Here is a 20677-nt window from a genome sequence, read left to right on the forward strand (position 1 = left end):
TGCTAGAATCAGTCACCGGGCCCAAGTTTCTTGTGACCCGGTTTTTTTGTGGCTGCAACAGCGCAAAAGAGGGTCTTCCACCGCGAAGCGCCCTGCCCGACCGGTCTCCAAGCCAAGCGCCCCATCGCCGCGAAATGGTTCGCTGCGACCTTTTATGGAGCTTGGAATCAAATGGAAATCTTCGACTACGACAACATTCTTCTGCTGCCGCGCAAGTGCCGCGTGGAAAGCCGCTCCGAATGTGACACCAGCGTGGTCCTGGGCAACCGCACCTTCCGCCTGCCGGTGGTGCCTGCCAACATGAAGACCGTGCTGGACGAGAAGATCTGCAAGTTTTTGGCGCAACACGGCTATTTCTATGTGATGCACCGCTTTGACATCGATAATGTGGCCTTCACCAAGGCCATGCAGTCGCAAGGCCTGTTCGCTTCGATCTCGCTGGGCGTCAAGCAGGCGGACTACGAGGTGGTGGACCGCTTTGTCGCCGACGACATCTGCCCCGAATACATCACCATCGACATCGCCCATGGCCATGCCGACAGCGTGAAGAACATGATCATCTACCTCAAGGACAAGCTGCCCGAGGCCTTTGTGATCGCCGGCAATGTGGCCACCCCCGAGGCGGTCATCGATCTGGAAAACTGGGGCGCCGATGCCACCAAGGTGGGCGTGGGCCCGGGCAAGGTCTGCATCACCAAGCTCAAGACCGGCTTTGGCACCGGCGGCTGGCAGCTGTCGGCGCTCAAGTGGTGCGCACGTGTGGCGACCAAGCCCATCATTGCCGACGGTGGTATCCGCAGCCACGGCGACATCGCCAAGAGCATCCGCTTTGGCGCGACGATGGTGATGATCGGTTCGCTGTTTGCCGGCCATGAAGAATCGCCCGGCAAGACGGTCGAGCTCGATGGTGAGCTGTTCAAGGAGTACTACGGCTCGGCCAGCGATTTCAACAAAGGCGAGTACAAGCACGTCGAAGGCAAGCGCATCCTCGAACCCATCAAGGGCAAGCTGCAGGACACGCTGACCGAGATGGAGCAGGATGTGCAGTCCTCCATCAGCTACGCAGGCGGCAAGCACCTGATGGACATCCGCAAGGTCAACTATGTGATCCTGGGCGGCGACAATGCGGGCGAACATCTGTTGATGTAAACCGCGCGCCGCAGACAGGCACGGCCCGGCAGCGTACGGGCCGTTTTTGCCTCTGCGGCACCCGGCCTGCCGGAAAAAATCAGGGTTGATATGGGGATTTTTCCGAGCAGGCGTAAAAATTAGTGCATAATACAAGGCTTGCTGCAGCGCACTGCTGACAGCAGAAAATGTGGGCTCTTAGCTCAGTTGGTAGAGCAGCGGACTCTTAATCCGTTGGTCGAGTGTTCGAATCACTCAGGGCCCACCACATTTTTCTGGCTTGCGAAAAACCCGCAGGCACACGAAACAAAGCATTTCCAAGGTGCGACAGTTTCGGGCTCTTAGCTCAGTTGGTAGAGCAGCGGACTCTTAATCCGTTGGTCGAGTGTTCGAATCACTCAGGGCCCACCATTCTTGACGGCCTAGGCTTTTCGCCTAGGCCGTTTTTTATTGCCTCCCCCGCCCCCGCTGCCTGCCGTACTACCGCAGTGGCTGGAAGCGCCCATTCAGCTGCACTTGTAGAATGCAGCCATCATTCATCCCCCCTGCCACTTCTCTCCGTCCTCTACCATGCGCCCCCTGCTCCCCTCCCTGCTCGCCGCCTTCGCGTTTGCAACCGCTTCCAGCGCCTTTGCCCATGTCACGGTCAGCAATCCCTGGGCGCGCGCGACCGTCGCACAGCAGCAGGCCTCCGGCGTGTTCCTGGAGCTGCGCTCTGCGCATGACGACGCCCAGCTCGTCGGCGTGAAGACGGACGCCGCCAGCAGCGCTGAAGTGCACGAAATGCGCATGCAGGACAACGTCATGAAGATGCGGGCAGTGCCCAGCGTCAACCTGCCCAGTGGCCAGACCGTGACGCTGAAGCCGGGCGGCTACCACATCATGCTGATGGGCCTGAAAAAGCCGCTGGTCGCTGGCGAGAATGTCGAGCTGACGCTGGACGTGGTGCACGCTGACGGCGCCAAGGAGAGCATTGCCGTTACCGCCCCGGTACGCGCGCTGGCCCCGGCAGCCGCAGGCCAGCCCGCGCCAGGCGGCCACCAACACCAGCACTGACCGGCGACCACCGCAGGCCCGCACTGGCCTGTTGTTTATTTGAATACTAAATAAGCCTTGCCAAACATCTCTGTCGCGTTGCCAACGCTGGGCCACAGAGCTGCCCGGAAAGGCAGTTACACTTTTCAGGCATCCCCCGCCTAATCTGGCACCAAGATCAAACTATAGTAGCTATTAATTAATTACCGATTATTAATAGATCTACAACATTGACATATTATTACAAGCTTTGAAAATGGAACAGCGTCCACGCCAAGCGAATGCCTGGCGCGAACTGCGGTTTCGCAACGCTTGAAGGTGAATGTGCCAGGGAGAGTTGTTATGTCCGAGTTGATCCTGCATGCCGCCCATTTGAGTGAAGCCCATCAACTGCGCTTTAGCTATTTGTTCGAGGTCGCGGCCAAGCACTGGCGTGACAAACAGCCTTCTCAGACCGCCAAGCCTGCTACCGAATTGTGGGTGATCGACGCCCATAGCGCGCCCGACGCCATCCAGAACCGCTCCCACGGTTCGTTCGTGCTGCTGATTGCGACCGACGACCAGGCCCAGGCGGCACGCGCCCAGTGGCCCGACCAGATCGATGCCCAGTTGCCACCCGATTACAGCGTGGGACGCCTGACCCAGGTGCTCGAACACCTCAGCGTGCAAGCCCATGGCAAGCGGCTGCGCGAGACGCTGAAGAACCGCCGCCAGCACAGCATGACCCTGGGGCATGACGTACAGCTCAAGAATGCCGATGCGGCCTTCCTCAAGGCCACCGACCTGAGCCTGCCGACCGTGGTCGCCGAGCCGCTGCCGGAGCCGGCGGCCGATGTGCCGGTGGCGAACGCCACGGCCGTGCCTGCTGCGCCTGGCAAGCTGCCGGCGGCCGGCACCCGGTTTCGCATCAAGCGCTGGACCCAACTGACCGGCAGCATGGCGGGCCAGGCGCACCGGCAGTTGCTGGCAGCGATGATCTCCGGTGACCGTGACCTGGACGAATTGGCCGATCGCACGCAGCTCGAGCGCGCGGAGATCCTGCGCGTGCTCCAGGTCCTGCGGGGCAAGGGCGTGCTCGTGGAGACAGCGCCACCTCCAGCCACCCCCGCCGTTGCCATGGCCACCCCCGCGCCCCCAGCAGCCCACGCCGCCGAGCCCGGCCCGGCAGCGGCCAAGCTGGGCCTTTTCCGACAACTGAGCCGCTGGATCCACCAGAACCGCGCCAGCGACCCGCATTAACACCTGACGGGAGGACCGCATGCACCACCCCATCAAACGCATCGTGCTGCTGGGCCCCATGGGTATCGGCAAGACCACAGCGATCCGCAGCCTCTGCGGCAGCCTGGCGATCGAATGCGACGTCCCCAACCTGGACAAGCAAGCCCATGCGAAAGAGACCACCACGGTGGGCCTCGACTTTGGCGAAATCAAGCTCGACGATGAGGACACCTTGCAGGTCTACGGCTGCCCCGGCCAAGAGCGCTACGACTTTGTGCGCGAATGGGCGCTGTCCCTGGCCTTTGGCGCTATCGTCATGGTCGATATCCATGATCCTCAGGCGATGGAGCAGACCATCAACCTGATACAGCAGTGCCATGCGGCACCCAACATCCAGGCCATCGTGGTGCTGATTGCGCGCCCGGCATCCGCCGCGCAGCAGGAGATGTTCACGGTGCGGCTGTCGGCCCATGCCGAGTGCGTCGTGCCCGTGCTCAGCGCCGATCCGCGCAACCCTTCGCAAATGCTCGATACCCTGGACATCATCGCCGCGATGCTGCCTGACGAAGTGCAGCCCCGTTGAGCGGCTCACCCAGCGCTCCCCTATACCGCAGCGACTGCAGCACCCCGGCGCTTGAGGTAAGCTCGGCGCCTGTTGCCTGCGCACCGGGCAGGCAACAGGCTGCAGCGCAGCCCTGTCTTCACCTCTATTTGACGACGCCCCCTGCCTCTGGGCCGGTGGCGCGCTGGCCATGAACCCACCACGCCCCGCAGACGCCTCCACCCCGCCCCCGCCCCAATGGATCCTGGCGGTCATGCTGGCCCTGCTGGGCATGCTCGGCCCGTTCTCGATCGACACCTACCTGCCCGCCTTTGAGGGGATTGCGGCATCGCTCAACGCCTCGCCGCTGCAGATGCAGCAGACGCTGTCGGCCTATCTGTTTGGCTTCGCGTTCATGAACCTGTTCCACGGTGCGCTGTCGGACAGCTTTGGCCGCCGCCCCGTCGTGCTGTGGGGCCTGGCCGCCTTCGCGCTGACATCGGCCGGCTGCGCGCTGGCCCAGACGCCCGCGCAGCTGATTCTGTTCCGTGCGCTGCAGGGCTGCACCACCGGCGCCGGCATTGTGGTCTCGCGTGCGGTGGTGCGCGATCTTTTCCCGCCTGCCCAGGCCCAGCGGGTGATGAGCCAGATCACCATCTACTTCGGCATTGCGCCTGCAGTGGCGCCGATGATCGGCGGCGTCTTCATCGCCTATGCCAGCTGGCAATCCATTTTCTGGCTGCTGACGGCCATCGGCGCACTGCTGTGGGCCTTCAACTGGCGCCTGCTGCCCGAGAGTCTGCCGCCCGAAAAACGCCAGGCCTTTGATGTGCGCAACCTCATGCGCGGCTACTGGCAGCTGTGCAGCAGCCCGCGCTTTTTGCTGCTGGCTGCCGCCAGCGGTGTGCCGTTCAATGGCATGTTCATCTACATCCTGTCGGCCCCCACCTTTCTGGGCACCCACATGCACATGCAGCCGACCCAGTTCTTCTGGTTCTTCATCTGCACCATCGGCGGCATCATGCTGGGCGCCTGGGTCAGCGGCAGGCTGGCGGGCAAGATACCCCCGAAGCGCCAGGTACGCCACGGCTTTCTGATCATGTTCCTGACCTCCTGCATCTACCTGCTGCTGAACCTGGTGCTGCCCCCACACCCGGCCTGGGCCTTGCTGCCGCTGGGCATCTATTCCTTCGGCTGGGCGTTGATGACCCCGGTGGTCACCCTGCTGGTGCTGGATCTGCACCCGGAGCGCCGGGGCCTCGCCTCCTCGCTGCAGGCCGTCGTCACGTCGGTGGCCAATGGTATCGTCGCAGGTGTGCTCGCGCCCCTGGTCATGCATTCGACCGTGGCACTGGCCATCGCATCGATGGGCTTGATGCTGACCGGCCTGGTCAGCTGGATCTATTTTCACCACCGCTGGCCCGATATAGGCCGCCACAACGCAGTCTGACGTCTGACGGATGCGCCACACCAGGCGCCAAGGTCCTGCCATCCACCAGCCGCCTTGCGCGGCAGGCACAAAAAAAGAGCTTCCCTCGGGAAGCTCTTTGTCATTGCGCGATGCGCTGTTTAACGGCTGCGCTCGGTGCGCTTGCGGTCACCACCGGCGGGGCTGTAGGGACGGCCACCACGCTCACCACCAAAGCGGCTTTCACCACCTGGGCGGCGCTGGGCGAAGTCACCACCACCGGCATGGCGGGGGCCTGCGCTGCGTGGGCCACGGCTGTCAGCGCCACGGTTGTCGCCGCCAAAGCGGTCGCCACGGCGCTCAGACGCGCGGTCGAAGCTGCGGCCTTCGGGGCGGGGTGCGCGGTCCTGGAAGCGATCAGCGCCGCGATCCTGGAAACGGTCCGGGCCACGGTCCTGGAAGCGGTCGCCGCCACGGTCAGGGCGCTGCTCAAAGCGTGGTGCGCGGTCATCGCGCTGCTCGAAACGCGGACGGCTGTCGCCACCGCGTGGAGCACCACCAAAACCAGCGTTCTCGCCAAAGCCTGGCTTGCGGCCATAGCCTTCGCCGTCACGGCGGGCACCGAAACCACCACGGTCTGCACCAAAGCCGCCACCGCCACGGCGCTCGCCACCACGGCCTGCACCTGGACGGCCACGGTCACCACCACGGCCTGCGCCACGCGCGCCTTCGCTGCGTGCAGGGAAGCGTTGCTGCGGCTCCATGCCTGGAATCACTTCCGGCTTGAACTGCTGCTTGGTGTAAGCCTCGATATCGAACACACGGCGGCGGTCACGGAACTCGGCGAAGGTGATCGCCAGGCCCGAGCGGCCAGCACGGCCGGTACGGCCAATGCGGTGGGTGTAGTCTTCGGCCTTCATCGGCAGACCGTAGTTGAACACGTGGGTGATCGTGGGCACGTCGATACCACGGGCAGCCACATCGGTTGCCACCAGGATCTGCACCTGGCCATTGCGCAGCGCCATCAGGCGGCGGTTGCGCAGACCTTGGCTCAGCGCGCCGTGCAATGCCACAGCGGAGAAGCCTTCTTGCTGCAGGTCGTTGGCCAGGCCGTCACATTCCACCTGGGTGGATGCAAACACGATGGCCTGGTTGATCGAGGCATCACGCAGCCAGTGGTCCAGCAGCTTGCGCTTGTGCTGGGAGTTGTCGGCCCAGAACAGCACCTGCTTGATGTTGGCATGCTTTTCCTGGGGCGAATCGATGGTGATCTTCTGCACGCCAGCGCCGTTGTCATGCATCACGCGCATGGCCAACTGCTGGATGCGGGGCGCGAAGGTCGCGCTGAACATCATGGTCTGCTTGCGCTGTGCGGTCAGCTGGTTGACTTCGGCCAGGTCGTCCGAGAAGCCCAGATCCAGCATGCGGTCGGCTTCGTCAACCACCAGGAACTGCACCTTGTCGAGCTTGATCTGCATCGAGCGCTGCAGGTCCAGCAGACGGCCAGGCGTTGCCACGACCAGGTCGGCGTTTTGCAGCTTGGCGATTTGCAGCTGGTAAGGCATGCCGCCCACGATGTTGGCCACGCGCAGACCACGGCAGTGGCGCACCAGCTCAATCGCGTCGTGGGCCACTTGCTGGGCCAGCTCGCGGGTGGGGCAGAGCACCAGCGCGCCAGGTTGGGCAGCCTTGAAGTTGCGGGGGCTCAGCGGGTTCTTGCGCTTGGCGCGCTTGGGCGCTTGCTCGCCACGGGCCAGGGCTTCTGCCACCAGGCGTTCGTGTTCAGCGCGCTCGGCGGCTTCGGCCTGGCCTTGCTGCTGGATCAGCGTGTGCAGCACGGGCAGCAGGAAGGCAGCGGTCTTGCCGGAGCCCGTCTGGCTCGACACCATCAGATCGGTGAAATGCTGGTTGTCGTTGCCTTCGTCAATCATCGCCAAAGGAATGGCGCGCCGTTGCACAGCGGTAGGCTGGGTGTAGCCCAGGTCCTTGACGGCCTGCACCAGCTCGGGTGCCAGGCCCAGCTCGACAAAGCCGTTCGGCTCTTCAGGCAGCGCTTCGGCTTCGGTCTCAGCCACCAGCTTGGTGTTGCCTTCTTGCGAAGCGCCGATGGCTTCAGCGGACAGGGGCGTGGTATTGACGACCTCTTGGGTAGCGTCAACAGTGTTTTGCGCAGGCGCGGTTTCGCCCTGCAGATGGAGGTCTTGCGTCATTTTTGAACAATAGCAATAGGCCGGCCGCTGCGCGTTTCGCGGCGCAGTTCCGTACCGTTCATGGTTTAAAAACATCAACCATCAAACGGTAACGGCCATACAGATTGCCGCGGGCTTGTTCAAATCGGCCATGCTGCGAATCGCATGGCCTGGACGCCCAGAGAATGAAGGGAGATGTACGTATCAACCGCCAGTTTTGGCGGGGAAGCGCAAATTATCGCACGTTTCGGGTTTTCCCGCATCAAGCGTAGGACATCTGTGCAACAACAGCGCTGCTGGACACCCAAGCCCAGACCTTGGGGAAAACGCAACAAACCAAGCCATTGTGATTGACCAGCGTTCCATGGCCTCTACGATGTTTCGGGATACACCCCTACAAGGAGACCGCATGACCCGCCATCCACGAACTTTCATCGCGATGACCGGCCTGCTCAGTGCGGCCCTGTTGGCCGCTTGTGGCGGTGGCGGAGACAGTTCAGAAGAAGCCAAGAATTCCAGCGACTGCTTCAATGCGGGTTTTTACCGCAAGGACACGCAAATCTATGTCAGCCAGAGCAGCCGTTTGAATGATGCGCCGGCTTTGACCTCCCTTGTCTACCACTGGGTCACCAGCCAGACGGAGGAAAACGGCATCAACAACATTTATATCAATCCCGCACCCAACAGCGGGCGCACCAGCCTGCACTACAGCATCGAAGGGGGAGCGCTGCTGTACCACGGCTACAACGCATTCAATATCGGCTCCACCAGCCGGCAAAGCCTGGCCCCGCCGCGCCAGTCGGTCATCGCGATGGAGCCCGGCCAGACCACCTCACAAACCATCGTGCAAACGGATAGCTTCTCGAACGCAGGCGGAGAAACAAAGACCGTGACCACGCTGGCCGAGACGCGAACCTACGCAGGCCGGGAAACCATCACGACCGCTCTTGGAACCGTGGAGGCATGCCGCTTCGTCAGCACCGTGGCAGCCAGCCAGGAAGGCCAACCCGGTGCGAGCCGGGAGACGCGGACCACGACCTGGGTGGCAGCGGCAGGCCCCTACCGTGGGCTCACCCTCCAAGAAAGCGCCGTTACCCACCAGGCCGGAAAAACCGATACCCTGGTGACCGAAACCAGCCAGGTCAACCGTTTCGACCTCAGGTAGCTGCTGCGGGCGCCAGCTGCAGAAAATGCTGGCGGTAGTACCGCATCTCGTCAATCGACTCATGCACATCGGCCAGCGCAGTGTGCTTTTGCGCCTTCTTGAAGCCGGTGACCAGCTCGGGACGCCAGCGGCGTGCCAGCTCCTTGAGCGTGCTCACATCGACATTGCGGTAGTGGAAATAAGCCTCCAGATCGGGCATGTAGCGCGCCAGAAAACGGCGGTCCTGGCCAATGCTGTTGCCGCACATGGGCACCTTGGCCTTGGGCACGTAGCGCTTCATGAAGCGCAGCACCTCGGCCTGCGCAGCGGCCTCGTCAATCGCCGAGGCCTTGACCCGCTCGGTCAGTCCGCTGCGGCCATGGGTGCCCCGGTTCCAGGCATCCATCTTGGCCAGTTCCTCATCACTTTGGTGGATCGCAATCACCGGGCCTTCAACACGCACGCTCAGGTCGGCATTGGTGACCACCAGCGCGATCTCGATCACACGGTGCTCCAGCGGGTTCAAACCGGTCATTTCGCAGTCCAGCCAGACCAGGTTCAGATCGGACTTGGCCAGCTCAGGCACGGGGTCGGCCTGTGTATCCAGGGTGTTCTTGTTTTGCATGGGGGCGATTGTCGCCTATGCCCTACACTGTCCGGTATTCCCCCACCAACACCCCCACTTGTGACTCCATCGCTGCTGCTCACCCTGATATTCGCGATCGCACTGGCTGCCAGTGTGCTGACCAAACTCTGGCTGGCCAGCCGCCAGATGCGCCATGTCGCAGCGCACCGCGACGCCGTCCCCGCCCTCTTTGCCGACCGCATCAGCCTGGCGGCGCACCACAAGGCGGCCGATTACACCATCGCCAAAACGCGCTTTGGGCTGCTGGTCCTGGCGATAGGCACCGCCACATTGCTGGGTTGGACCTTGCTGGGCGGCCTGGATCTGCTCAACGCCAGCCTGCTGGACGCACTGGGCGGCGGCATGTGGCAGCAGCTGGCCCTGATCGCCGCGTTTGCGCTGATCAGCGGCCTCATCGATCTGCCGGCCAGCTACTACCAGACCTTTGTGCTGGAGCAGCGCTTTGGCTTCAACAAGATGACGCCCGGCCTGTGGCTGGCCGATCTGCTCAAGGGCACGGCCATGGGCGCATTGGTGGGCCTGCCCATCCTGGCCGTCATTCTGTGGCTGATGGGATCGGCCGGCCAGTGGTGGTGGCTCTGGGCCTGGGCCTTCTGGGTGGGCTTCAACCTGCTGCTGATGGTCATCTACCCGGCTTTCATCGCACCGCTGTTCAACAAGTTCCAGCCGCTCGAAGACGAGAGCCTCAAGGCCCGGGTGCAGGCCTTGATGCAGCGCTGCGGCTTTGCGGCCAAGGGCCTGTTTGTGATGGATGGCAGCCGCCGCAGCGCCCATGCCAATGCCTACTTCACCGGCTTTGGCGCCAGCAAGCGCGTCGTGTTCTTCGACACCTTGCTGCAAAAGCTCAATGGCGGCGAGGTCGAAGCCGTGCTGGCCCATGAGCTGGGACACTTCAAGCACAAGCACATCATCAAGCGCATGCTGGGCCTGTTTGGCCTGACCTTGCTGGGCTTTGCGCTGCTGGGCTGGCTGTCGCAGCAGGGCTGGTTCTATACCGGCCTGGGCGTCACGCCCAACCTGAACATCCCGGGCCTGCCCGGCTCCAGCCCCAACGATGCGCTGGCCTTGCTGCTGTTCATGCTGGTGATTCCGGTATTCAGCAGCTTTGTCTCACCGCTGCTGGCGCAGTCCTCGCGCAAACATGAATTCGAGGCCGATGCCTATGCTGTCCAGCAGACGCGCGCGGCCGATCTGCAGTCCGCCCTGCTCAAGCTCTACGAGGACAATGCCTCCACGTTGACGCCCGATCCGGTCTATGTGCGCTATTACTATTCGCACCCGCCTGCCGTAGAGCGTATCCGCCACATGCAACAATTGGCCCATGACTGAAACCCATCTGCCCAAACAAGACTGGTCCACCCAGAGCCGCCGCGCGCTGTCCGCATCCGAGGTAGTGACACAGCTGAGCCAACTGACCGGTTGGGTGCTGAGCGGTGATGGCGCCGATGTGGCCATCGAGAAGACCTTCCGCTTTGCCAACTACTACGAGACCATGGCCTTTGTGAACGGCGTGGCCTTGGTGGCCCATACGCAGGACCACCACCCGGACCTGTCGGTGCACTACAACCGCTGCGTGGTGCGCTTCAACACCCATGATGTGCATGGGCTGTCGGTCACCGACTTTGAATGCGCGCGCCGCATCGAAGCCCTGCTGCAGCTGGCCTGAGAGACATGGCAAAACCTGCAAGACGCGCCAGCGCCCCCAGCCACAGTGGTACCCAGACCGGCCTGGTCGTTGCCAGCTATGGCCGCCACTGCGTGGTGGAGACGCCTGACGGCGTGCGCCGCATCTGCCACCCCCGGGGCAAAAAAAGCCAGGCCGTTGTCGGCGACCAGGTGCGCTGGCTGGCCCCGCCGCCGGGCCAGGGCGATGAGGGCACGATCGAGAAAGTGCTGGAGCGGCGCAATGTGTTCTACCGCCAGGACGACATCCGCACCAAGACCTTTGCGGCCAACCTGGACCAGCTGCTGATCCTGATCGCGGCCGAGCCGGTCTTCAGCGAGGTGCAGCTGGCACGGGCGCTGATCGCGGCCGAAGCGGCGCATATCACGCCGATCATTGCGCTCAACAAGATGGACCTGGGCGAGCCCTTCTTGCGCGCCTGGGAACGGCTGGAGCCCTACCGCTCCATGCGCGACCAGGCCGAGGACCCGCCGCACTACACGGTGCTGCCGTTCGCACTGGAAGGCGCCGATGAGGAAGACCGCGACGCCATCTATGGCCTGCTCGAAGGCAAGACCACCTTGGTGCTCGGCCCCTCGGGCGTCGGCAAGAGCACCTTGATCAACCTGCTGATACCGGATGCGAATGTCGCGACCAACGAGATCTCGCAGGCGCTGAACACCGGCAAGCACACGACCACCAGCACCACCTTGTACTGGGTGGACGAGGCGCGCAAGACGGCGCTGATCGACTCACCCGGCTTCCAGGAGTTTGGCCTGTACCACATCGCGCCCACGCAGCTGGCCGCCTGCATGCCCGACATCGGCGCCCATGCCAAGGAATGCAAGTTCTACAACTGCACCCATCTGCACGAGCCCGGCTGCGGCGTGATCAACGCGGTACAAAACGGCCATGCCGAACTGCCGATCAGCGAAAACCGCTACCGCATCTACAGCGAGCTGTTTGACGAGCTCAACCTGAGCGCCTACTGAAGCTGTTTATCCAGACTTCAGCCCCGGCACCACTGCTTGGGCAGGGTCTCGGCATGGGCCAGGTCGACATGGGCTTTCAGAAAATCAAGCACCGCTCGCGTGCGCGACGGCAGGCGTTCGGGCTTGCCCAGGTAGACCGCATGGATGGGCTCCAGCACCCCGGTGTTGAAGGCCTCCAGCACCACCTGCAGCCGGCCTGCAGCAATATCGTGCCAGGCATGGAACAGCGACAGCCGCGCCAGGCCCACGCCTTCGACCGCCAGGTTGCGCATCACATCGCCATCGTTGACGCGCAGCAGTTCGCCAATCGGCACCTCCACATCCTGCCCCGCCACCCGGAACGGCCAGTGCGGCACCGTGCGCTGGTAGTTCCAGCCAATGCGCACATGGCCGCCCAGCGCATTGGGGTGCGTGGGCACGCCATGCGCATCCAGATAGGCCGGTGCCGCCACCATCACCTGGCGGGTATGGCCCAGCAGCCGCGCCACCATGTCCGAGGCCGGCAGCTTGCCCCAGCGGATCGCGATATCGGCCCGCGCCTCCATCAGGTCGACCACCTCGTCGGTAAAGCTCAGGTCCAGCACCAGGCCGGGGTACTGCTGCATCAGCCGGGCCATCAGCGGCACCAGGATGGCCTGCCCGGTCGATGAACTGGAATTGATGCGCACGACCCCCTTGGGCGTGCTGCGCAGCGATGCAGCCGCTTCGGCCTCCTGCAGGTCAGCGAGCACGCGCTGGCCGCGCTCGTAGAGCTGGCGGCCTTCCGGCGTCAGCTGCACGCGGCGGGTGCTGCGCAGCAGCAGCTGCGCGCCCAGCCGCGCCTCCATGCGGGCAACGATCTTGCTGGTGGCCGACGGCGACACGCCCAGGTGGCGGGCCGCAGCCGAGAAGCTGCCGTGCTCGGCCACTTGCACAAACACCTCCAGCTCACCGGAGCGGTTGGTTTCGAAAGTCGGGCTGGCGGCAGAGGCAGGGTTGCGCATGGTCAAAAGCGTCATGGTGGCCGATGGTGACCGCAAATTCTGCACCCATTTATTCCATTTGGGAACAAATACCTTTCCGCTGTTCCGGCTACACAAGAATGCGGCGGCGCTTCACAATCCATCTCCTCAACGAGGCCACCGGCCATCGCATCACACAAGGAAACCTCTCATGCCTGTCTCATTGCTGGCGCTCGCCGCCGGTGCCTTTGGCATTGGCACCACTGAATTCATCATCATGGGCCTGCTCACCCAGGTCAGCCAGGACCTGGGCATCAGCATCCCGACGGCCGGCACCCTGATCTCCGGCTATGCGTTTGGTGTGGCCATTGGCGCACCCGTGCTCACCCTGGCCACCCGCAGCTGGCCGCGCAAATGGCTGCTGCTGGGCCTGATGCTGATCTTCATCGCCGGCAACATCGCCGCAGCGATGGCCCCCAGCTACGGCTGGCTGATGGGCGCGCGCATGCTGACCTCGCTCACCCATGGCACCTTCTTTGGCGTCGGTGCCGTCGTCGCCACCGGCCTCGTGGCCAAGGACAAGCAGGCCTCGGCCATTGCGCTGATGTTCTCGGGCCTGACCCTGGCTACCTTGCTGGGCGTGCCGGCCGGCACCTGGATCGGCCAGCATTTTGGCTGGCGCATGGCCTTTGCAGCCGTAGCGGGTGTCGGTGTCGTAGCCCTGGGTATTCTGGCCGCCTTTGTGCCCAGCAAGCTCCAGCAAGCTGCGCCTGCTGCACTGCGCGATGAGCTGTCCATTCTGGCGAGCACGCCGTTGTGGCTGGGCCTGGGCATGACGGTCTTCGGCTTTGGTGGCGTGTTTGCGCTCTACACCTATGTGGAGCCGCTGCTGTCGCAGATCACCCAGATGGGCAACACCGGTGTGGCCGTGAGCCTGCTGCTGTTTGGCGCCGGCTCGGCCGTAGGCAATATTGCCGGCGGCAAGCTGGCCGACCGGGGCGTGGTGCGCGCGCTGTGGATCACCCTGGGCGCCCTGGTGGCCGTGCTGCTGACAGGCCGCTGGGCCTTTGGCATCTCGGCAGGCGTGGCCATGGCCTATGTGACGGTGCTGGGCGTTGTCGCGTTCGCCACCGTGGCCCCCATGCAGATGCGGGTGATGCAAGGTGTGGGCAGCCAGGGCGCCACCTTGGCCTCCAGCCTGAACATTGCCGCCTTCAACCTGGGCAATGCGCTGGGTGCCTGGGTAGGCGGCAGCCTGATTGCCGGCGCAGGCCTGCTGTCGATCATCTGGGGGGCTGCAGCGCTGTCGGCCGTCGGCCTGGTGCTGGTGGCGATGGGCCAGCGCCGCAGCCCAAGCGCTGCGCTGCAGACTGCCTAGTAGCCGTTAACACGGCCCAGCAAACCGCAGGTTTGCGGTTGAGACTAGACGCCAAGCCGCAGGCAGTACAGTAGTACGACAAGGCTTGGCGCGGCCGGCCAGGCAACGACGTATCAAGGGTTGTGTTAGCGGCTCAGCCCAACAGGCGCGCCAGGGTGAGCAGCGCGAGCAGCAACATCCAGACCACGACGGAGCGCCACACCAGGCCCACCACACTGCGCAGGTGGGCCACTTCCGGGTCACGGCCCGGGGTGGTGGCGCCATCGCCCTGGATCTGCAGCGGCGCTGCGGCATCGATATCGACACTGCGGGCACGCAAGGCCACGCCGCCCAGGCGAACGTCGATGGCGCCGGCGGTGGCGGCCAGAATCACACCGTCGTTGTCATTGGGGAAATGCTGGGTCTGAAAGCGCCAGCCGTCGATCGCCTCTTCGAAATTGCCCACCACGGCAAAGCTCAGCGCGGTCAGCCGGGAGGGCAGCCAGTCCACCACCGTCCAGGCCTTGGCGGCGACCGTCTCGAAAGCGCCTTGCACCAGGGCGGCCGGCTCGGGCAACTTGCGCGCAAAGCGCGACGCATATTCAGCCATGCGGAAAAACACCGCGCCGGCAGGCCCCAGGCCCAGCGCCGAGCCGATGGAGTAGCAGGCCAGCACGCCAAACACATGGCGGTGCGCGGCCAGTACCGAGTATTCGATGACATGGCGGACGATCTCGCGCCGTGGCAGATCATCGGCGTTGACCTGCTGCCAATCGGCCAGGTACTGGCGGGCCTGCGCTTCGTCGCCGGATTCCAGCGCATGGCGGATACGGGTGAAATGGTGGCTGAACTGGCGAAAGCCCAGGGTCACATACAGCACCAGCACATGCCAGGCCATCGCCAGCGGCCAGCCCACCAGTGCGACCAGCAGCCAGTGCATGCCCATGGCCAGGGCCGTGGGCAGCAGCACCGCGACGCTCCAGGCCAGCCAGCCATGGCGCTGTTCGCCTGCATCGAGGTTGCGGCTGAGCCATTGCACCCAGGCCCGCACGCCAGCATAGACCGGGTTGTCACGAGACAGGGACTTGGCCTGCTCCAGCAGCAGGGCCATCAGCGTGGCGAAAAAACTCATGGACAGTGATCATACCGGCTGTGATGTATCACACAAGCCGTTACAAACTACAACGCGGGTGGAAACGCCAAAAACCGGTACAAATTGCGCAGCATGCTGGCCGTAGCCCCCCAGATGAAGCGCTGGTGGCCCGACGCAGGGTCGTCATAGGGCATCGACAGCCAGCGGCGGCTGAACTCCGGCGTGTCCAATTGCTGCCAGCGGTGGTGCGCAGGGTTCATCAAGAAGGACAGTGGCACCTCAAACACCTCATCCACCTCGCCCGGGTTGGCCTGCAGGTGAAACGGTGGCTGCACGAGCCCGACGATGGGCGTCACCTCAAAGCCCGAGCCGGTGGCGTACTCGGGCAGGCGGCCAATGATTTCGACGCGCTCACGCGCCAGCCCCACCTCTTCCCAGGCTTCGCGCAGCGCGGTGTCGTTGATATCGCGGTCCTCAGGGTCCTGGCGGCCGCCCGGAAACGCAATCTGCCCCGAATGGTTGCTCAGGCTGGCGCTGCGCTGGGTCAGCAGCACATGCATCTCCTGGCGCTGCACCAGCGCCACCAGCACGGCGGCCTTGGCGGGGGGGCGGTCCGTCCAGCTGCGCTCGCGGAAGATCTCCGGCTCCCCACCATGGGGATGGGCGGCAAAAGCCTGGCGCAGCGAATCTGCCAGCAACATGCGCGGAGCGACCGCCGGCAGGGCCGAATCGATCTGCACCACCGGCGCGCGGCGCGGGTCCAGCACGGACGAAACCCGGGTAGCGGCGGCGGGGGATGACGAAGGCGAGGGAGAGGATAGGTGGGACATAGACGGAGGCAGCAAGCAGCGGCCCATGTAAAAAAGCCGCCACAGCTTGCACTGTAGCGGCTTTCAGCACTGGGCTCTGTCGCAGCATTATTACGCAGCTGCCACAGGTGCTGCCTTGCGTGCTGGCAGCTTTTCCTTGATACGAGCCGACTTGCCGCTGCGCTCACGCAGGTAGTACAGCTTGGCACGGCGCACATCGCCGCGGCGCTTGACTTCGATACCGGCGATCATGGGGCTGTAGGTTTGGAACGTACGTTCCACGCCTTCGCCGCTGGAGATCTTGCGCACGGTGAAGCCGCTGTTCAGACCGCGATTGCGCTTGGCAATCACCACGCCTTCGTAAGCCTGCACGCGCTTGCGCGTACCTTCAACAACGTTCACGCTCACGATCACGGTGTCGCCAGGGGCAAATTCAGGAATGGTCTTGTTCAGGCGAGCAATTTCTTCTTGCTCGAGAATCTGGATCAGGTTCATGGTTTCATCCAACGATCATACGCGCGCCATGAATTTGGCAGCCGCGCCCAGCACGGTGTACGGGGCAGTTGCGGCGTGTTGCTTCTCTCACCATTGAAAAAAGCGGCCGTGTAGAGGATCGTAAAACCTGCAATTATAGCGGTTTTGCCAAATTCACCAAATCGGCACTGGCCAGCAGCTGCTCATCCTTGCGGCTGAGCTGCTTGCGGCTGCGCGCCTGGTCCAGCAGTTCAGGGCGGTGCATGGCCGTGTTGCGCAGGCTTTGCTCACGGCGCCAGCGCTCGATATTGGCATGGTGGCCCGACAGCAGCGCCGCAGGCACCGGCTCACCTTCCCAGACCTCCGGGCGGGTGTAGTGGGGGCAATCCAACAGGCCATCGAGCGCCGGGTTGAAGCTGTCGAACTGGTGGCTGCCCTCGTCATGCAGCACGCCCGGCTGCAGGCGGGCTACCGCATCGAGCAGGGCCATCGCAGCGATCTCGCCACCGGAGAGCACAAAATCGCCCAGGCTCAACTGCCTATCGACATGGCGATCGATAAAGCGCTGGTCCACGCCTTCATAGCGGCCGCACAGCAAAATGGCGCCCTGCGAATCGGACCAGCGCTGCACCTGGGCATGGTCCATGCGCTCGCCAATCGGCGAGAACAGCACCAGCGGCGCAGGCTCGGCCTCGGCACGCGCAGCGCGGATGGCGGCCAGGCAATCGGCCAGCGGCTGGGCCATCATCACCATGCCGGGGCCGCCACCAAAGGGGCGGTCATCGACGCGGCGGTAGTTGCCCGGGGCGTAGTCGCGCGGGTTCCAGCACTGCACTGCCACCTGGCCGCTGCTGTAGGCACGGCGCGTCACGCCCACCTCGACAAAGGGGCTGAACAGCTCGGGGAACAAGGTGATGATGTCAAAGCGCATAGAAATTCTCCCCGCTGGCGGCCAGTGTGCCCGGCACGATCAGTAGTCCGGCTGCCAGTCGACCGTGATGCGCTTGTTGGGCAGCGAGACCTCGTCGACAAAGGCGTCGACAAACGGGATCAGGCGCTCCTGCGTCTTGCCGTCTTCTTCGTAGTTCAGCACCAGCACGGTCTGCGGGCCGGAGGCCATCAGGTCGCTGACGGTCCCCAGTGCAATACCTTCGCGGTTGACCACGGCCAGACCGAGCAGGTCCACCCAGTAGTACTCGCCGTCTTCGGTCTTGGGGAAATCGGCGCGCGAGATGAACACCCGCGCACCCTTGAGTTTTTCCGCCTGGTCGCGGTCGTCCACGCCCTGGGCCCAGCCCACCATGCCATCGCCATGGAACCGCGCCTGGCGCATCTCCAGCTGGGCCACACCCTGGAAGTGGCGCGCGCCCTTCTCTGGGGGCTGGATGAACCACAGCTTGGACTTGAGCAGCGCCTGCGGGTCGGGGCTGAGGGCAATCACCTTGAACCAGCCCTTGACGCCCCAGGCATCGGCGATGCGCGCCACTTCAATGGCGTCATCGGGCAAGGTGGCAGGGCTTAACAACAACTCGGTAGCGGGCATGGCAGTTCAACAGGGCAATAAAAAACGGGCCGCAGTGCTCATCGCAGCAGCGGCCCGCATGCACGAATGGTACCGGAGCACCACCCGTGACGAGAGAGGCAAATTAAGCAGCCTTGGCAGCAGCTTGCTTGACCAGACGGTCCACGGTGGTGGAAGCCTGAGCACCAACGCTCTTCCAGTAAGCCACGCGGTCCAGAGCAACGCGCAGGCCTTCAACGCCTTCCTTGGCCAGTGGGTTGTAGAAACCCACGCGCTCGATGAACGAGCCGTCACGGCGCACGCGCTTGTCAGCAACGACGATGTTGTAGAACGGACGGGCCTTGGAGCCGCCGCGGGAGAGTCGAATTACGACCATAATAATCCTTCGGGTGGTTAGTTTTCTTACCACGTTTGAGACACGCAACTAGCCACCCGGCCAGCGACACGCAGTAAAGCCGCAAATTATACAAACTTCTTTCAATCATGCCAAGTGTTCGTGCCAGCGCCCCCCAGGACCTTCCCGCCATCACCCGCATTTATGCCCACCATGTGCTGCATGGCACAGGCAGCTTCGAGACCGAAGCCCCCAGCGAAGAGGAAATGACCCGGCGCCGAGACGAGGTATTGTCGCGCCAGCTCCCCTACCTGGTGGCCGAGGATGCCGATGGTCAGATCCTCGGCTATGCCTATGCGAACTGGTTCAAGGCGCGGCCAGCCTACCGCTTCTCGGCCGAGGACTCGATCTATGTGGCGGATGGCCAACATGGCCGGGGCCTGGGGCGCCTGCTGATGAATGCCTTGATCGCGCACTGCGAGGCTGCCGGTGTGCGCAAGCTCATCGCCGTGATCGGTGACTCCAACAACCTCGGCTCGGTCGGCGTGCACCGCGCAGCCGGTTTTACCCAGGTGGGCGTGATGCGCTCGGTGGGCTGGAAATTTGGCCGCTGGTTGGATATCGTGATGATGGAAAAAACCCTGGGCGACGGAGACCACAGCGCCCCCGCCACCTAACCCACCCTACCCGCCTTATGAGCCACCCCCTCACCCACGCGATGCCGCGCAGCAAGAGCAAGACCTTGGCCACCTGGCTGGCCTTTCTGGGGGGGCCGCTGGGCCTGCACCGCTTCTACCTGTATGGCCTGGGTGACATGATCGGCTGGATGCTGCCCATTCCCACGGCGCTGGGCCTGTATGGCATGGAGCGCATTGCCAGCCATGGCATTGACGACCAGGTCAGCTGGCTGCTGGTGCCGCTGCTGGGCTTCACCATTGCGGCCTGCGCGCTGGTGGCCATCGTCTATGGGCTGATGGCGCCCGAGAAGTGGAACGCGCGCCACAACCCCGGGCTGCCCGAAGACGCACTGCCCGGCCGCACCCGCTGGCTGACGATCTTCGGCATTGTGGCGTCGCTGCTGATCGGAACCACGATCCTGATGGCCAGCCTGGCCTACAGCTTTGAGCATTTCTTCCAGTACCAGATCGAGGAAGCGCGCAAGATTTCGCAGTAAGGGAATGGGCGGCGCCAGGCCCTCAGCGCGTGTGCAGATGCGCCTGCAAGAAGCCAAACACCTGTTCCTCATAGGCCTGCGGCGCGAACTGGTGCAAGTCCACATGGGCTGCGCCCGGCACCAGCCATAGCGGCTGCGGCGATCGCCTGGCCTGGTTTGCAGCCTCTGCCATCTGCCGGGTCTCGGCAGGCGGGGTGTAGCGGTCTTCCGTGCCGCCGAGCACCATCACTGGCAGGGTCCAGCTCGCCAGGTGGTCAATGGGCCGCAGCTTATTCGGCTCCAGGCCCAGGCGCAGCGGCATCTGCCACAGCAACAAAGGCGTGGCGATCCGCGCCAATGGCGCCAAGGGGCCCAGCACAGCGCGCACCCGGTTGTCCACTGCCGCCCGCAGGGTGGGAAACACGCCTTCCAGCACCACGGCATCGGGTGATTGCGGCAGCTCGGCCATCAATAGACTCGCACCACCCAAGGATACGCCGATCACCGCTACTTTTTCCGCCGGCAGCTGCTCCTGCAGCCAGGTCAGTGCCTGGGCAACCCCCAGACCCTCACGGGGGCCGAACGACAGCATGCCGCCGTCGCTCTCGCCATGCGCGGGCAAATCCATCAGCAATACGCCATGGCCCATGCGCTGCAGGGCCAGCGCCCGTGGCAGCATCGCACGGCGGTCGGATCGTATGCCGTGCAGCAGCAGCACGGCGCCCCGGCCGGGCTCACCGGGGGCATACCAGCCCCGTACCGCACCATCTGCAGATGCGATCTCCACCGCTACTGCGCCTAGCTCCGGGGGCGCTGCACCGATGTGCTGGCGGTGTGGCTGAGCCAGCCACCCTGCCAGCAACCAGGCCACCGCAACGCCCCCCAAGCACAGCAAGGCCATGGCGGCAGCCACCCAGCCCAGGGGATGCAGCGGGAAAAATAACGGAGTCAAAGGCAAATCGCGCATGGCCATGGTGATGTCCAAAGTAAAACGGCTGGCAGATCATATCCGCCAGCCGCGTTTTGGCTA

22 protein-coding genes and 2 tRNA genes are annotated in these 20677 nt (G+C 63.9%); 14 read left to right on the forward strand and 10 right to left on the reverse strand.

The window, feature by feature from the left end; translation table 11 throughout:
• Nucleotides 1-171 precede the first annotated feature (171 nt).
• The 7 genes from AB7A72_RS04025 (at nucleotide 172) to AB7A72_RS04055 (ending at nucleotide 5372) form a co-directional block, all read left to right on the forward strand.
• Nucleotides 172-1149, forward strand: a complete 978-nt coding sequence (locus tag AB7A72_RS04025; RefSeq protein WP_239810935.1) for a GMP reductase — start codon at nucleotides 172-174, stop codon at nucleotides 1147-1149.
• A gap of 171 nt (nucleotides 1150-1320) precedes the next feature.
• Nucleotides 1321-1396: transfer RNA gene (locus AB7A72_RS04030), tRNA-Lys, on the forward strand.
• A gap of 67 nt (nucleotides 1397-1463) precedes the next feature.
• A tRNA-Lys gene (locus AB7A72_RS04035) sits at nucleotides 1464-1539 on the forward strand.
• A 159-nt stretch (nucleotides 1540-1698) separates the two neighbouring features.
• Entirely contained in the window at nucleotides 1699-2184 is a 486-nt protein-coding gene (locus AB7A72_RS04040; protein ID WP_312417256.1) for a copper chaperone PCu(A)C, read from the forward strand.
• Nucleotides 2185-2505: 321 nt separating this feature from the next.
• Nucleotides 2506-3402: a hypothetical protein gene (locus tag AB7A72_RS04045; protein WP_312462795.1), complete on the forward strand. Its 897-nt coding sequence runs from the start codon at nucleotides 2506-2508 to the stop codon at nucleotides 3400-3402.
• A 19-nt stretch (nucleotides 3403-3421) separates the two neighbouring features.
• Entirely contained in the window at nucleotides 3422-3964 is a 543-nt protein-coding gene (locus tag AB7A72_RS04050) for a GTP-binding protein (RefSeq protein WP_239810932.1), read from the forward strand.
• A 169-nt stretch (nucleotides 3965-4133) separates the two neighbouring features.
• Nucleotides 4134-5372: a multidrug effflux MFS transporter gene (locus tag AB7A72_RS04055; RefSeq protein WP_369459071.1), complete on the forward strand. Its 1239-nt coding sequence runs from the start codon at nucleotides 4134-4136 to the stop codon at nucleotides 5370-5372.
• A 119-nt stretch (nucleotides 5373-5491) separates the two neighbouring features.
• Here the strand turns inward: AB7A72_RS04055 and AB7A72_RS04060 are convergent, their stop codons facing one another.
• Nucleotides 5492-7540 carry a DEAD/DEAH box helicase gene (locus AB7A72_RS04060; protein ID WP_369459072.1) on the reverse strand — a complete coding sequence of 683 codons (2049 nt, stop codon included), beginning with the start codon at nucleotides 7538-7540 and terminating at the stop codon, nucleotides 5492-5494.
• Nucleotides 7541-7928: 388 nt separating this feature from the next.
• Between AB7A72_RS04060 and AB7A72_RS04065 the strand changes: the two genes are divergently transcribed.
• Nucleotides 7929-8684 carry a hypothetical protein gene (locus AB7A72_RS04065; RefSeq protein ID WP_369459073.1) on the forward strand — a complete coding sequence of 252 codons (756 nt, stop codon included), beginning with the start codon at nucleotides 7929-7931 and terminating at the stop codon, nucleotides 8682-8684.
• Here AB7A72_RS04065 and orn read toward each other — a convergent pair.
• The gene (orn, locus tag AB7A72_RS04070) at nucleotides 8677-9288 is read right to left on the reverse strand and encodes an oligoribonuclease (protein ID WP_369459074.1); all 612 of its coding nucleotides are present in this window, start codon (nucleotides 9286-9288) and stop codon (nucleotides 8677-8679) included. The two genes, AB7A72_RS04065 and orn, sit on opposite strands and share 8 nt — an antisense overlap.
• A gap of 36 nt (nucleotides 9289-9324) precedes the next feature.
• On the opposite strand from orn, the gene AB7A72_RS04075 reads away from it, so the two are divergent.
• From AB7A72_RS04075 to rsgA, 3 genes are read left to right on the forward strand one after another with little or no spacing between them, the layout of a single operon-like run.
• On the forward strand, nucleotides 9325-10638 hold the full coding sequence (locus tag AB7A72_RS04075; RefSeq protein ID WP_369459111.1) for a M48 family metallopeptidase: 1314 nt from the start codon (nucleotides 9325-9327) through the stop codon (nucleotides 10636-10638).
• A complete protein-coding gene (locus AB7A72_RS04080) occupies nucleotides 10631-10975 on the forward strand; it encodes a 4a-hydroxytetrahydrobiopterin dehydratase (protein ID WP_239810927.1) in 345 nt (114 codons plus the stop codon). The genes AB7A72_RS04075 and AB7A72_RS04080 overlap by 8 nt, the downstream gene beginning before the upstream one ends.
• 5 nt (nucleotides 10976-10980) lie before the next feature.
• The gene (rsgA, locus tag AB7A72_RS04085) at nucleotides 10981-11964 is read left to right on the forward strand and encodes a ribosome small subunit-dependent GTPase A (protein ID WP_369459075.1); all 984 of its coding nucleotides are present in this window, start codon (nucleotides 10981-10983) and stop codon (nucleotides 11962-11964) included.
• 17 nt (nucleotides 11965-11981) lie between these two features.
• On the opposite strand, the gene AB7A72_RS04090 is transcribed toward rsgA, so the two are convergent.
• The gene (locus AB7A72_RS04090; RefSeq protein WP_369459077.1) at nucleotides 11982-12947 is read right to left on the reverse strand and encodes a LysR family transcriptional regulator; all 966 of its coding nucleotides are present in this window, start codon (nucleotides 12945-12947) and stop codon (nucleotides 11982-11984) included.
• Nucleotides 12948-13116: 169 nt separating this feature from the next.
• On the opposite strand from AB7A72_RS04090, the gene AB7A72_RS04095 reads away from it, so the two are divergent.
• Complete coding sequence (locus tag AB7A72_RS04095) at nucleotides 13117-14283, forward strand: MFS transporter (protein ID WP_369459078.1); 1167 nt, start codon at nucleotides 13117-13119, stop codon at nucleotides 14281-14283.
• A 133-nt stretch (nucleotides 14284-14416) separates the two neighbouring features.
• On the opposite strand, the gene AB7A72_RS04100 is transcribed toward AB7A72_RS04095, so the two are convergent.
• The 6 genes from AB7A72_RS04100 to rpsP all read right to left on the reverse strand — a co-directional run bounded on the left by AB7A72_RS04100 (nucleotide 14417) and on the right by rpsP (nucleotide 18536).
• Nucleotides 14417-15394 carry a CobD/CbiB family protein gene (locus AB7A72_RS04100; protein WP_369459079.1) on the reverse strand — a complete coding sequence of 326 codons (978 nt, stop codon included), beginning with the start codon at nucleotides 15392-15394 and terminating at the stop codon, nucleotides 14417-14419.
• Nucleotides 15395-15441: 47 nt separating this feature from the next.
• Nucleotides 15442-16185 (reverse strand): CoA pyrophosphatase, encoded by a 744-nt coding sequence (locus tag AB7A72_RS04105; protein ID WP_239810922.1) that lies wholly within the window; start codon nucleotides 16183-16185, stop codon nucleotides 15442-15444.
• A 90-nt stretch (nucleotides 16186-16275) separates the two neighbouring features.
• Nucleotides 16276-16659 carry a 50S ribosomal protein L19 gene (gene rplS, locus AB7A72_RS04110; protein WP_027011119.1) on the reverse strand — a complete coding sequence of 128 codons (384 nt, stop codon included), beginning with the start codon at nucleotides 16657-16659 and terminating at the stop codon, nucleotides 16276-16278.
• A 133-nt stretch (nucleotides 16660-16792) separates the two neighbouring features.
• Nucleotides 16793-17569: a tRNA (guanosine(37)-N1)-methyltransferase TrmD gene (trmD, locus tag AB7A72_RS04115; RefSeq protein WP_369459080.1), complete on the reverse strand. Its 777-nt coding sequence runs from the start codon at nucleotides 17567-17569 to the stop codon at nucleotides 16793-16795.
• 39 nt (nucleotides 17570-17608) lie between these two features.
• Nucleotides 17609-18181 (reverse strand): ribosome maturation factor RimM, encoded by a 573-nt coding sequence (rimM, locus tag AB7A72_RS04120; protein ID WP_239810920.1) that lies wholly within the window; start codon nucleotides 18179-18181, stop codon nucleotides 17609-17611.
• A gap of 103 nt (nucleotides 18182-18284) precedes the next feature.
• On the reverse strand, nucleotides 18285-18536 hold the full coding sequence (gene rpsP, locus AB7A72_RS04125; protein WP_116927508.1) for a 30S ribosomal protein S16: 252 nt from the start codon (nucleotides 18534-18536) through the stop codon (nucleotides 18285-18287).
• Nucleotides 18537-18643: 107 nt separating this feature from the next.
• On the opposite strand from rpsP, the gene AB7A72_RS04130 reads away from it, so the two are divergent.
• Nucleotides 18644-19171, forward strand: coding sequence for a GNAT family N-acetyltransferase (locus AB7A72_RS04130; RefSeq protein ID WP_369459081.1), 528 nt, complete (start codon nucleotides 18644-18646; stop codon nucleotides 19169-19171).
• 17 nt (nucleotides 19172-19188) lie between these two features.
• The gene (locus AB7A72_RS04135) at nucleotides 19189-19668 is read left to right on the forward strand and encodes a TM2 domain-containing protein (protein WP_369459082.1); all 480 of its coding nucleotides are present in this window, start codon (nucleotides 19189-19191) and stop codon (nucleotides 19666-19668) included.
• Nucleotides 19669-19690: 22 nt separating this feature from the next.
• On the opposite strand, the gene AB7A72_RS04140 is transcribed toward AB7A72_RS04135, so the two are convergent.
• Nucleotides 19691-20620: an alpha/beta hydrolase gene (locus AB7A72_RS04140; RefSeq protein WP_369459083.1), complete on the reverse strand. Its 930-nt coding sequence runs from the start codon at nucleotides 20618-20620 to the stop codon at nucleotides 19691-19693.
• Nucleotides 20621-20677: the final 57 nt, after the last annotated feature.

Origin of the sequence: Comamonas sediminis (assembly GCF_041107495.1) — a bacterium.
Lineage (GTDB): Bacteria > Pseudomonadota > Gammaproteobacteria > Burkholderiales > Burkholderiaceae_C > Comamonas > Comamonas sediminis.